Source organism: Neisseria sp. P0022.S010 (assembly GCF_051956635.1).
The window spans coordinates 1-12,091 of the sequence record NZ_JBQCXF010000068.1; the positions used below are offsets into that span (position 1 = coordinate 1).

Annotated in this window: 14 protein-coding genes and 1 other RNA gene; 5 read left to right on the forward strand and 10 right to left on the reverse strand. The window is 51.1% G+C overall.

What is annotated here, in order from left to right:
* Window positions 1-202: 202 nt before the first annotated feature.
* The 5 genes from ACTHUT_RS08455 to rarD all read left to right on the forward strand — a co-directional run bounded on the left by ACTHUT_RS08455 (window position 203) and on the right by rarD (window position 6,339).
* Entirely contained in the window at window positions 203-826 is a 624-nt protein-coding gene (locus tag ACTHUT_RS08455; RefSeq protein ID WP_036492747.1) for a c-type cytochrome, read from the forward strand.
* A 265-nt stretch (window positions 827-1,091) separates the two neighbouring features.
* Window positions 1,092-3,044: a cytochrome c biogenesis protein ResB gene (locus tag ACTHUT_RS08460; protein WP_440386548.1), complete on the forward strand. Its 1,953-nt coding sequence runs from the start codon at window positions 1,092-1,094 to the stop codon at window positions 3,042-3,044.
* Window positions 3,037-4,224, forward strand: coding sequence for a c-type cytochrome biogenesis protein CcsB (gene ccsB, locus ACTHUT_RS08465; RefSeq protein ID WP_440386472.1), 1,188 nt, complete (start codon window positions 3,037-3,039; stop codon window positions 4,222-4,224). The genes ACTHUT_RS08460 and ccsB overlap by 8 nt, the downstream gene beginning before the upstream one ends.
* A gap of 99 nt (window positions 4,225-4,323) precedes the next feature.
* Entirely contained in the window at window positions 4,324-5,394 is a 1,071-nt protein-coding gene (gene tsaD, locus ACTHUT_RS08470) for a tRNA (adenosine(37)-N6)-threonylcarbamoyltransferase complex transferase subunit TsaD (protein WP_440386473.1), read from the forward strand.
* A gap of 39 nt (window positions 5,395-5,433) precedes the next feature.
* Window positions 5,434-6,339, forward strand: a complete 906-nt coding sequence (rarD, locus tag ACTHUT_RS08475; protein WP_440386474.1) for an EamA family transporter RarD — start codon at window positions 5,434-5,436, stop codon at window positions 6,337-6,339.
* An 88-nt stretch (window positions 6,340-6,427) separates the two neighbouring features.
* Here the strand turns inward: rarD and murU are convergent, their stop codons facing one another.
* The 10 genes from murU to ACTHUT_RS08525 form a co-directional block, all read right to left on the reverse strand.
* Window positions 6,428-7,123 carry an N-acetylmuramate alpha-1-phosphate uridylyltransferase MurU gene (gene murU, locus ACTHUT_RS08480; protein ID WP_440386475.1) on the reverse strand — a complete coding sequence of 232 codons (696 nt, stop codon included), beginning with the start codon at window positions 7,121-7,123 and terminating at the stop codon, window positions 6,428-6,430.
* A gap of 87 nt (window positions 7,124-7,210) precedes the next feature.
* A complete protein-coding gene (gene hpaC, locus ACTHUT_RS08485) occupies window positions 7,211-7,711 on the reverse strand; it encodes a 4-hydroxyphenylacetate 3-monooxygenase, reductase component (RefSeq protein ID WP_440386476.1) in 501 nt (166 codons plus the stop codon).
* Window positions 7,712-7,721: 10 nt separating this feature from the next.
* On the reverse strand, window positions 7,722-8,159 hold the full coding sequence (hpaR, locus tag ACTHUT_RS08490; protein ID WP_003681518.1) for a homoprotocatechuate degradation operon regulator HpaR: 438 nt from the start codon (window positions 8,157-8,159) through the stop codon (window positions 7,722-7,724).
* A 340-nt stretch (window positions 8,160-8,499) separates the two neighbouring features.
* Complete coding sequence (locus ACTHUT_RS08495) at window positions 8,500-9,009, reverse strand: protein disulfide oxidoreductase (protein WP_440418731.1); 510 nt, start codon at window positions 9,007-9,009, stop codon at window positions 8,500-8,502.
* A gap of 84 nt (window positions 9,010-9,093) precedes the next feature.
* On the reverse strand, window positions 9,094-9,486 hold the full coding sequence (gene rpsI / locus ACTHUT_RS08500; RefSeq protein WP_003681515.1) for a 30S ribosomal protein S9: 393 nt from the start codon (window positions 9,484-9,486) through the stop codon (window positions 9,094-9,096).
* A gap of 12 nt (window positions 9,487-9,498) precedes the next feature.
* The gene (gene rplM / locus ACTHUT_RS08505) at window positions 9,499-9,930 is read right to left on the reverse strand and encodes a 50S ribosomal protein L13 (protein WP_003684605.1); all 432 of its coding nucleotides are present in this window, start codon (window positions 9,928-9,930) and stop codon (window positions 9,499-9,501) included.
* Between the two features lie 178 nt (window positions 9,931-10,108).
* Window positions 10,109-10,289: non-coding RNA, 6S RNA (gene ssrS, locus ACTHUT_RS08510), on the reverse strand.
* A 7-nt stretch (window positions 10,290-10,296) separates the two neighbouring features.
* Window positions 10,297-10,599: a cell division protein ZapA gene (locus ACTHUT_RS08515; protein WP_315611552.1), complete on the reverse strand. Its 303-nt coding sequence runs from the start codon at window positions 10,597-10,599 to the stop codon at window positions 10,297-10,299.
* An 11-nt stretch (window positions 10,600-10,610) separates the two neighbouring features.
* Window positions 10,611-10,934, reverse strand: coding sequence for a hypothetical protein (locus ACTHUT_RS08520; protein ID WP_036492772.1), 324 nt, complete (start codon window positions 10,932-10,934; stop codon window positions 10,611-10,613).
* 74 nt (window positions 10,935-11,008) lie between these two features.
* Window positions 11,009-11,998 carry an NAD(P)H-dependent glycerol-3-phosphate dehydrogenase gene (locus ACTHUT_RS08525; RefSeq protein ID WP_440377337.1) on the reverse strand — a complete coding sequence of 330 codons (990 nt, stop codon included), beginning with the start codon at window positions 11,996-11,998 and terminating at the stop codon, window positions 11,009-11,011.
* Window positions 11,999-12,091 lie beyond the last annotated feature (93 nt).

Below are 12,091 nucleotides of genomic sequence, written 5' to 3' on the forward strand. Positions count from 1 at the left end.
CATGGAAACAAAACTGCAACATCATAATTTGTATCGGGCATTTATGTTGCAGCAGTTTGGTAATTTGAGTAGTAATTTAATGTAAACTTGGTATAGAATAGCACGTTTATAGAATTATCGGTTTTAATCGGGAAAATTCCCCGGTATTTGAGTATAAAAAAGGCATTGACGCGGTACGCAATGCTGTAATCAGGAGCACTCCATGAAACGATTGACTTTATTGGCCTTGGTATTGGCTGCCGGTGCGGTTTCCGCTGCCCCTAAAGCAGATGCTGAAAAAGGCAAACAGGTAGCGACTACTATCTGTGCGGCGTGTCACGCAGCCGATGGTAACAGCGGTATCGCAACTTATCCTAAACTGGCAGGTCAGGCTGCGGCCTACGTCTACGGCCAAACCATGGCCATCAAAGACGGTACCCGTTCGCATGGTGCTGCCGGCGTGATGAAACCGATGGTGATGAACTTGTCCGAACAAGACATCCGCGACGCTGCCGCCTACTATGCCAAACAACAAGGCAAACCGGGCGAAGCCAATCCTAAAGAAAACCCAGAGCTGGGCGCGAAAATCTATCGTGGCGGCCTGAGCGCTAAAAAACTGCCGGCATGTATGTCTTGCCACGGTCCTAGCGGCGCAGGTATCCCTGGCGGCGGTACTGAAATCCAAGCCTATCCTCGTCTGGGCGGCCAACACAAAGCTTACGTTGTCGAGCAAATGAAAGCTTACCAATCCGGCCAACGCAAAAACGCCATCATGGCGGATATTGCCAACCGCCTGAGCGAAGAAGAGTTGAACGCAGTAGCCAACTTCATTCAAGGTTTGCACTAATTTCGTTTTGAAACGAGCTTATTGATACAGGCCGTCTGAAAACTCTTCAGACGGCCTTAGCCAATATATGCCGATAAGCCTGATTGGTTTTTTCAAATAGCGACAGCAAGATTTTTACTACAATATGCAGTATTCTTCCTTTCGCATCATAACGTCCATCGCAGCCCGATTTATTGGGTTGTTCAAAGCCGACAGTTGAAACATGAGTAAATCTTCATCATCCGTCCCACTCATCCGTAGACCATGGTTTGCCTTTTTCAGCTCCATGCGTTTTGCCGTCGCCCTGCTCAGCCTGTTGGGCGTAGCTTCGATTATCGGTACGGTCTTGCAGCAAAACCAGCCACAAGTCGATTATTTGGTGAAATTCGGCCCGTTTTGGTCGCAGATTTTCGGCTTTTTGGGCCTGTACGACGTGTACGCCTCGGCGTGGTTCGTTGTCATCATGATGTTTTTGGTGATTTCCACCGGATTGTGCCTGATTCGCAATGTTCCGCCGTTTTTGCGCGAGATTCGTTCCTTCCGTGAAAACGCGAAGGAAAAATCACTGGCGGCAATGCGCCATTCCATCGTTTTAGACGGACAGGTAACGCCCGAAGTTGCGCAACGTTATTTGGAAGTGCAGGGCTACGGCTGTAAAACCGTTACGCGTGAAGACGGTTCGGTTTTGGTGGCGGCGAAAAAAGGCGCGATGAACAAATGGGGCTATATCTTTGCCCATGCCGCGCTGATTGTGATTTGTTTGGGCGGTTTGATAGACAGCAACATCCTGCTTAAAATCGGCATGCTCACCGGCCGGGTCGTGCCGGACAATACGGCGGTTTACGCCAAAGACTTTAAGCCCGAAAGCGTGTTGGGGGCGTCCAATTTGTCGTTTAGGGGCAATGTCAATATTTCGGAAGGGCAGAGCGCGGACGTGGTATTTCTGAATGCGGATAACGGCATGCTCGTGCAAGACTTGCCGTTTTCCGTCAAATTGAAGAAATTCCATATCGACTTTTACGATACCGGTATGCCGCGCGATTTCGCCAGCGACTTGGAAGTCACGGACAAGGCAACCGGCAAAGTCAGCGAACACACCATCCGCGTCAACCATCCTTTGACGCTGCACGGTATTACGGTTTATCAGGCAAGTTTTGCCGACGGCGGCTCGGACTTGACGTTTAAAGCGTGGAACCTGGCCGATGCAGACCGTACGCCGGTCAAACTCAAAGCGACTTCCATGCGCGAGTTTCCGCTGGATTTGGGCAAGACCTCTTATAAACTGGAATTCGACCAGTTTACTTCGATGAACGTCGAAGACATGAGCGAGCCGTCTGAAAAAGAGCAAAACCTGAAATCCGCCCTTAATGATGTACGCTCCGTCCGTCAGGAAGACAAAAAATACACCAATATCGGCCCGTCTATCGTTTACCGTATCCGCGACAAAGCGGGGCAGGCGGTCGAATATAAAAACTATATGTTGCCGCTGAAACAAGATGAAGACTATTTCTTCATTACCGGCACGCGCAGCGGCTTGGCGCAGCAATACCGCTGGTTGCGCATTCCGATGGATAAAAACGGTAAAATCGATACCTTTATGGCTTTGCGCCAATATTTGAAAGACGATGCGGCTCGCCGTAAAACCGTTGCCAACGCCGTCAAAGGCGCACCCGCCGAAATCCGCGAGCAATTTATGGCGGCGGCGGAAAATACCTTGTCGATTTTTGCCAAAGGCGGCTATTTGGCTTTGGACAAATTTGTTACCACCAATATTCCGAAAGAGCAGCAGGAAAAAATGCAGGGCTATTTCTACGAGATGCTCTATGGCGTGATGAACGCCGCTTTGGAAGACACGATCAGTACATACAACCTGCCGGCTTGGCCGCAAGACGAAAAGCGCAACCGATTCCTGCTGCATGCAATGGACGCGTACACCGGTTTGACCGAGTATCCTGCGCCGATGTTGCTGCAATTGGACGGCTACTCCGAAGTGCGCTCTTCCGGATTGCAGATGACCCGTTCGCCGGGCGCATTCTTGGTGTATCTGGGTTCGGTATTGCTGGTGTTGGGTACGGTGTTTATGTTCTATATTCGTGAAAAACGCGCTTGGCTGCTGTTTTCAGACGGCCGTATCCGTTTTGCCATGTCTTCCAGCCGCAACGAACGCGACTTGCAGAAAGAATTTCCGCAACACACACGGCAATTGCAGCAGCTTGCCAAGGATTTGAACCATGAATAACAAACATCAGGCCTTGCCCGAGCATGAGCTTCTGACACACAAATCATTTATCCGAAACCTTAACCTCTTCGACTGGGCATTCGCACTGCTGATTGCCATCGGTGCGTTTATTGCCCAAACCCAGGTCGGTCTGCACATGGACATCTACGAAATGGTGATTTTGTGGGCGAGTGCCGGTATTGCCGTTTTTCTGGGTTGGTTTTTCAAACCGATGCGCTGGTTTATCCCTGTGGGCGTATGCCTGGCGTATTTTGCCGTTGATTTGTATGGCGGCGACATCAAACGCGCAGACGGCTTCCTGCTCAAATACCTGCTAAGCAGCCAGTCGGCGATTATGTGGCAATGCGCGTTTGTATTCTTTGCCTTGTTTGCCTATATCGTCGGCGCGATAGCGGCGGTGCGCAAGAATGTGCCGACCAATACGCTTTTGGGCATGGGGAGCATGTTTGCGTGGGTTTCCGCGATGGCGGGCTTTGTCGGCCTGCTGGTACGCTGGCATGAAAGCTATCTGCTGCGTCCCGATGCCGGCCATATTCCGGTTTCCAACCTTTACGAAGTATTCATCTTGTTCTTGGTCATTACGGCGCTGATGTACCTCTATTACGAAGGCCGTTTTGCCGTACAAAAACTGGGCGGATTTGTCTTCAGCTTTATGGCGGTCGTAGTCGGATTTGTCTTGTGGTACAGCGTTTCGCGCGAGGCGCATACCATTCAGCCGCTGATTCCTGCTTTGCAGTCTTGGTGGATGAAAATCCACGTTCCGGCCAACTTTATCGGCTACGGCGCATTCTGTATCGCCGCCATGCTGGGTATTGCCGAACTGTTGGCACTCAGAAAAGAAGATGCAGGCAAAAAATCATGGCTGCCGCAATCTCAAGTCATTGAAGAAGTCATGTACAAAGCGATTGCCGTCGGTTTCCTGTTCTTCACGATTGCCACCATCCTCGGCGCATTGTGGGCGGCCGATGCGTGGGGCCGCTATTGGAGCTGGGACCCGAAAGAGACTTGGGCATTCATCGTTTGGCTGAATTACGCGATCTGGTTGCATTTGCGGCTGGTGGCAGGCTGGCGCGGCAAAGTGTTGGCTTGGTGGGCGGTCATCGGCCTGGTCATTACCGCCTTTGCCTTTATCGGCGTGAATATGTTCTTGAGCGGCCTGCACTCTTACGGCACTTTGTAAACCGCTTATTCAGCACTTTATTTCAGACGGCCTTTTTCCGTTTTCGGAGAAAACGCCGTCTGAATCGTTTTTAATCATTTTTTCAGACGGCTTCGAACCATGTTGGTATTAGGAATTGAATCATCTTGCGACGAAACCGGCGTTGCGCTCTACGACACCGAGCGCGGCCTGTTGGCGCATCATTTGCACACACAAATGGCGATGCACGCCGAATACGGCGGCGTTGTCCCCGAATTGGCCAGCCGCGACCATATCCGCCGTGTCGTGCCGTTGACGCAAGGTTGCTTGAAGGAAGCAGGCGTAGGCTATGCCGACATCGACGCGGTTGCCTTTACGCAAGGCCCGGGCTTGGGCGGCGCATTGCTGGCCGGTTCGGGCTTTGCCAACGCTTTGGCATTTGCCATCGGCAAGCCCGTTATCCCCGTCCACCATCTTGAAGGCCATTTGCTCTCGCCCTTGTTGGCAGATGACAAGCCTGAATTTCCATTTGTCGCTTTGCTGGTGTCGGGCGGACATACGCAATTTATGGCTGTACGCGGTATCGGCGATTACACCTTGCTGGGCGAGAGTGTGGATGATGCGGCAGGCGAAGCGTTCGATAAAACGGCCAAGCTGTTGGGGCTGCCTTATCCCGGCGGTGCCAAATTATCCGAGCTGGCCAAACTCGGCACGCCTGATGCCTTCACGTTCCCACGCCCCATGCTGCATTCGCACGATTTGCAGATGAGCTTTTCCGGTTTGAAAACCGCCGTTTTGACCGCTGTCGAAAAAGTCCGCGCCGAAACCGGCAGCGATGAAATTCCCGAGCAGACGCGCAACAACATTTGCCGCGCTTTCCAAGATGCGGTAGTCGATGTGTTGGCGGCCAAAGCCAAAAAAGCATTGTTGGATACCGGTTTCAGAACTTTGGTGGTTGCCGGCGGTGTGGGTGCAAACTGGAAACTGCGCGATGAATTTTCGCGCTTGACCGTCAAAATGCCGTCTGAAAAAGGCAAACCCAAGCCGCAGGAAGAAAGAATCAATGTTTATTTCCCACCAATGGCATATTGTACCGACAACGGCGCAATGATTGCCTTTGCCGGCGCGATGCGTCTTGCCGAGCGTCAGGCTGTCGGTGCATTCAATGTCAAGCCGCGCTGGCCGCTGTCGGATATTGTGAAGCAGGGTTGATGCATTAGACTGCTTCGGTGCAATGAAAGGCCGTCTGAAATGACGAATTTATCCAAAGGTTTGCTGGCTGCGGTAGCGTCCAATTTGTTGTTTTCCATGATGTTTTTGTACGGTATGTGGATGCGGCCGATGACGGGGACAGAGGTGTTTGCCTGGCGCATGGTTGCCATGCTGTCGGCCTTGTGCGTGCTGATGACGATGGTCAACGGTTGGCAGGCGGCAATGCGTTTTGCTTATGGCGTCGGCCGGGATTGGAAACGATGGCTGCTGATTGTATTGCCGACGCCGATATTTGCCAGCCAGTTGTGGCTGTTTGTCTGGGGGCCGGTCAATGGGGAAGGAGTAAACATTGCCATGGGTTATTTCCTGTTTCTTTTGGCGATGATGCTGGGTGGACGGATTTGGTTTAAAGAGCGTTTGAACCGTTTGCAGAGGGTGGCGGTAATCTTGGCGTGTGCAGGCGTGGCATGTGAATTGGTGCGGTCGGGCGCGTTTTCGTGGACGACTGTCTGGGTGTTCGGTACTTATCCGTTTTATTATCTGCTGCGCCGCAAGCTGGGCGTGCCTTCCTTAATAGGGCTGACCTTTGATTTGATGATGATTACGCCGTTTGCGTTGGCGTATATTGTGCTGGCAACGGATACGCCGGCGATGATTGCGGCCAAACCAGTTTTAATCTTTTTTATTGTGTTGCTGGGTTTTAATAGTGCAATATCCATGCATTTGAATTTGAAGGCGAATCAATTGCTGCCGGTGGCAGTGTTCGGCATGTTGAGCTATTTGGAGCCTGTATTGCTTTTTATTGTGTCGATTGTATGGCTGGACGAGCCGGTGCAGGGCGGCGCATTGATCGGCTACGGACTGATTTGGTCGGGATTGTGCGTGATGATTGCCAATGGCCTGTTGGGGATGAAGAAAGAAAAGAAATTGGCAAAGCTTGATTGATGGATTGAGGCCGTCTGAAAATGGTTTGATCAATGTTTTCAGACGGCCTTGAATATTAAAAGGGACGTATCGGATACGTCCCTTTTGTTTACCAGCTTTGGGCGATACGGTCGGCTTCTTGCAGGCGTTCGACTGTGCCGACGTCCAACCAAAGGCCGTTGTGGTGTTCGCCGCTGATTTGGTTTTGGCTCATGGCTTGACGCAACAGAGGGGCAAGCTTGGCAGCCTGGTGTGCCGGAGTGTCTTTGAAAAGCGCGGGATGATAAACGCCCACGCCGCTGAAAGTTAGGGCTTGGCCGTCTGCGGATGATGCGGATACCAGGCCGTCTGAAAGCAGGCCGAAGTCGCCTTCGGGATGATGGGGCGGATTGTCCACCAGCCACAAATGTGCGAGAAGGTTGTGTTCCTGTATGCGCTGGGCAGCCAGTCGTGCAGCTTGGAAATCAATGTCGGTCAACACGTCGCCATTGACGACCAAAAACGGCTCGTTGCCCAAAAGCGGCAGGGCGGTGGCAATGCCTCCGGCAGTTTCCAGGCCTCCGGCGCGTTCGGGAGAATAGGCAATGTGTACGCCGTAGGCTGAACCGTCTTTCAAGGTGTCTTCAATTTGCTGGCCAAGCCAGGCATGGTTGATGACGATTTCAGTGAATCCGGCCTGCCGCAGGCGGCGTAAGTGCCAGCCGATAAGCGGCGTACCTGCTACTTCGAGTAAAGGTTTGGGCGTGTGGTCGGTCAGAGGGCGCATACGCTCGCCGCGACCGGCGGCCAATATCATTGCTTTCATGGGTGTGCCTATAATGTGTGAAACAGAAAAAGTCTCAGGCCGTCTGAAAAAATGAAACAGATGTTTCAGACGGCCTGAGACCTTTATTTATGCCAAAGATTTGAATTGCCTACGGAAATACAGCAATGCCGGCGCTTGCGCATCGGTATTGCGGATTTCGTTGATCTGAACGAAAAAGACGTAATGTGTGCCGATTTCGCGTTGATCGACAATACTGCCGTGCAGGTGCGCCAGCGCGCCTTCGACTTCGAGCTGTCCGGTTTGCCCTCTATGCCAAATATGGTATTCGAAGCGTTCTTCGGGCGAGAGGTCGGTCAGTCCGGCAAAGTGTTCGGCAACATCCTGCTGGCTGTCGTTGAGCGTGTTGATACACAAATCGCGGTTGCCCTGCAGGATGGGGATGATGGCGGATTGGCGGTTGATGCACAGAATGACCGTCGGCGGCTCGTCGGTAACGGCAGTGACGGCAGTCATGGTAATGCCATAGCGCCCTGCTTCACCGTCTGTCGTGATAACGTGTACACCGGCGGCACAGGAGGCCATGGCATCTCGGAAGGATCTCTTGAGTGTGTGTGTTGAATCTGTCATCCGGCTCGCTTTATTTTAATGCCTGTTCGATTTTTGCCAGCTCTGCCAAGAGTTCTTTGAGTTGTGCCATTTTTTCTTTGGAAAGGACTTTTTCAATTGCGTCATAGCGCTCGTCAACCAATGCGCCGGTGGACTCATAGAGTTTCTCGCCTTCGGGCGTCAGTTTCAGATAAACGCGGCGTTGGTCGTTGGAAGGCTTCAGGCGCACGGCCAAACCTGCTTTTTCCAAGCGGGTCAGAATGCCGGTCAGGCTGGGACGGAGGATGCAGGCCTGATTGGCCAAATCTTGAAAGTCGAGTGTGCCGTTTTCCGCTAAGAGCCGGATGATACGCCATTGCTGGTCAGTAATATTGGCTTGGTTCAGAATAGGGCGGAATTGGGTCATCAATGCTTCCCTTGCCTGAATCAGACCGATATTGATAGATGCATGTTTAGATTGGTTGGGCATTACTAAGTCTCCGGGGTTATCAAAAATCAAACCGTTGAAGCGTGAGGTAAATTAATAAAGGCGAATATTGCTGTTTTAAGGCTGCCGTCGGCAACCGGGTCTATGGGAACAAAAGCATCACGGCCACAATATTAGATGAAGGTCTCTAACAGTTTGTTTTGATAATAATGTTTCCAATTGTTCTTATGGTTATATCTTAGTCTATTTTCTTTATAATCTCAACAAAATCATATGTTATTGGGAAAGGGATAGTTTATTTATTTATGAAGTGGAATAGGGTAAATATATTCGGCGGAGATGATTCTTTGGATTTTCTATTTTTGGTGGATTTTCAATGAATTTAGCCGAAGATGTCTGCTAAGTAAATTCTGATTTTTAAGCCGATGTAGCTGGAAAGTCCGGATGTGTGATGAATCATTTTTCCATCTTTTAATATGATAATGGTTGGTGTGACGGCTATGTTCCATTTTTGAGCCATCAGGCCGTCTGAATCATTGACGTTTGGAAAGGATAGATTGTTTTGTTGCATATGGTGGGCAATGTCTGCGTTGCTTCCGGAGCGCAAGGCTACGCCCAGTGTTGGGATATTGTCTTGGTGCAGCTTTTCTATGGTTGATGATGTGTATGAACAAATACGACACCAGCTGCCCCAAAAATAAACGACGGCAACCCGATTTTGGCTGAAGGATTGAAGGGAAGTAGTTTGCCCATCGGTTAAAGTGATGGTTTGTGCTGCTGATTGTAAGGGTTGGTCGGGTTTGCGTACCCAGTCGACAATCAGGGATAAGAAGATGAAGATAATCACAGCCTGAAGCAATGATTTGGCGTAGTGGAGCAGGGTTTTCATCATATATTACGGGGGATATTGGATTATCGTTTTATAAATGAAAAAAGCCTTGCAGAGCAAGGCTTTTGATTCGATTCTGAAAACGTATTAACGTTTGGAGAATTGTTTTGCACGACGTGCTTTGCGCAAACCTGGTTTTTTACGTTCAACTTCACGAGCATCGCGAGTAACGAAGCCTGCTTGAGACAGGGCTGGTTTCAGGGCTGCGTCGAAGTCGATCAGGGCGCGGGTGATGCCGTGACGGATAGCGCCGGATTGACCGGTTTCGCCGCCGCCGGTCACGTTAACTTTGATGTCGAAAGATTCGGCATTTTCAGTCAGAACCAGAGGTTGACGTACAACCATGCGGCTGGTTTCACGTGCGAAGAATTCGTCAACGGGACGGCCGTTTACGATGATTTGGCCGGTACCTTTAGTCAAGAATACACGAGCCACTGAACTTTTGCGGCGGCCTGTGCCGTAGTAGTATTTACCGTTCATGTCGTGTCCTTATTATTTCAGTTCCAAAACTTTAGGTTGTTGTGCAGCGTGGCCATGTTCGGCACCGGCGTACACTTTCAGTTTTTTGATCATGGCGTAGCCCAGAGGACCTTTAGGCAACATGCCTTTTACGGCTTGTTCCAAAGCGCGGCCAGGGAATTGCTCTTGCATTTCGCGGAAAGTGCGCTCGTAGATGCCGCCTGGGAAACCAGAGTGACGGAAGTATTTTTTGTCTTCGAATTTAGCACCGGTCACGCGCAGTTTGTCTGCATTGATGACGATGATGTAGTCGCCGGTATCAACGTGAGGGGTGTATTCGGGTTTGTGTTTGCCGCGCAGACGGTGTGCGACTTCGGCTGCGACACGACCCAGAACTTTGTCTTCTGCGTCAATGACGAACCATTCGCGCTTCACCTCATGGGGTTTTGCAGAGAAGGTTTTCATGGTTGGAATCCAGATATATATAGAAAGTTATGGATTTTAAAGAGGAGATTGGTTTTTGTCAATCTTAATTGAGCGTGTTTGATGCATGAATATGCGGTTTTTTCAGACGGCCGGAAATCTTTACGAAAGTCTTTACTCGGAAAGGGGAAAGCCACACCTTTCGGTATGGCTTTTTTAGGGAATCCCCACGAGTGCCGTTTGGGCTGAATCCGCTTGAACCTTGCTGACAAGGCGGTCACCTCGGGTAGTTTCGGGTGCGTCCGGCAAACGGACGCTCGCGCCCACTACAACTCCCGGCAACCTAAAGCGAACGTATTGGTTCAAAGGAATATATGCCTTCGCGAACACCGCAGGGAAAAGGGGAAATTAGTTTTGCTCCAAGCGCGCCAGTGCTTTTTGGCACGCGTTGCTCATGTCGGTTATTTTACGCTCAAATTCACCGATTGCCAAATCGTCGTTGAGGGTTGTTTTCAAAAGGTCGTGTACGACGTTGAGGGCTGCCATGACGACGATTTTGTCCGTGCCGACGATGCGGCCGCTTTCTTTAATCGCGTCGCTTTTTTTGTTGAGCATTTCAACGGCTTGCAGGAGGGTGGCTTTTTCTTCACTCGGCGTGTTGATGGTGAAGTTGACATTCATGATGTCGAGATTGACTTGTTCGATACTCACGGGGCGTCCTTTTATTGTTGTGTTTCTTGGGGCAGTCGGGCAATGAGGCTGCGGATTTGGTCTGCGCTTTGGGCCAGTGCGTTGCGGTAGTTTTCTTTTTCGACGGTCAGGCTGTCAATTTTGCTTTGCAGGTCTTCTTTGAGTTTGCCGACTTGAACCAGCAAGGCTTCGCTGAGTTCGTCAATGGCTGCGTCGTGTTGGCGTTTTTGTTGCTCTTGCTCGAGTTTGAGTCTGTCGATTTCTTCGTTGAGACGGCGGTTTTCTGAAACCAGCGTTTCAAATTTTTGGACAAGTTGGTAAACGTTGATTTCCAGATTGTTCAGTGATTGGTTCATGTGTTTCCCTTCAGACGGCCTGATGGCCGTCATATTGTGCGTCAGGCCGTCTGAATGACAGACGGCGCGACCGTTTATTCGAAGCGCGCGCTTCGTTCCATCAGTCGTTCAACGACTTGCTGCGGGGTCATTTCTTTGCGGATGAGTTGCAGCAGGGTTTGGGTGATGGGCATATCGATTTGGTATTTGGCGGCAGTATTGAAGACTTCTTCGATGGTGCTGACGCCTTCGGAAACGTGGCCGATTTCGACAAGTACTTGATGCAATTCTTTGCCTTCTGCAAGGCCGAGGCCGACACGGCGGTTGCGCGAGAGTGCGCCGGTACAGGTCAGGATAAGGTCGCCGATGCCGGCCAAACCCATCATAGTTTTGGGTTGCGCGCCCATGGCGATGGCAAGGCGGGTGATTTCGGCAAGGCCGCGCGTTACTAGGGCTGCGCGTGCATTAAGGCCGTATTCGAGGCCGTCTGAAAGGCCGGTGGCAATCGCCATGACGTTTTTAACGGCACCGCCCACGGCAACGCCGATGACGTCGGTGCTGCCGTACAGGCGCATTACGTTGGTGTTCAGTTGGGCGGTGGTTTCTTCCACCCATTCTTTGTTTTCGGAGGCGAGAACGACGGCGCAAGGCAGTTGGGCGGCCAGTTCTTGGGCAAAGCTCGGGCCTGAGAGAACGCCGATTTTTTTATTGTTAGGCAGGACTTCTTTCAGTACTTGGAAAGTCAAAAGGCCGGTATCTTGTTCAAAACCTTTGCAGGCGGCGAGAACGGGAATATCGGCGGCGTTATGCTGTTTGAGCAGCTCGGCGCTGCTTCTGAGGCCGGCTACGGAGGTAACGATCAGGGCAAGTTGGCTGTCTTTCAGCGCTTCGCCCAAATCGGCGTGAACGGTCAGGGACTCAGGGAAAGGGAAGCCGGGCAGGCCGCGTTTGTTTTCACGATCTGCTTGCAGGGTGCGGATTTGGTCGGGATTGCGTGTCCAAAGGGCGACTTCATTGTTGTGGTGCGCAAAGTGCAACGCGAGAGCTGTACCCCACGAACCTGCGCCGATGACGGTAATTTTCATGTTTCTCTTCCATATGGGAACGGGGCTTACTTTAAAACAAACGGCTTTGGGGTGCAAGGGCGGCGTTTGTGAAAAATATTTTGTGCCGTTTAA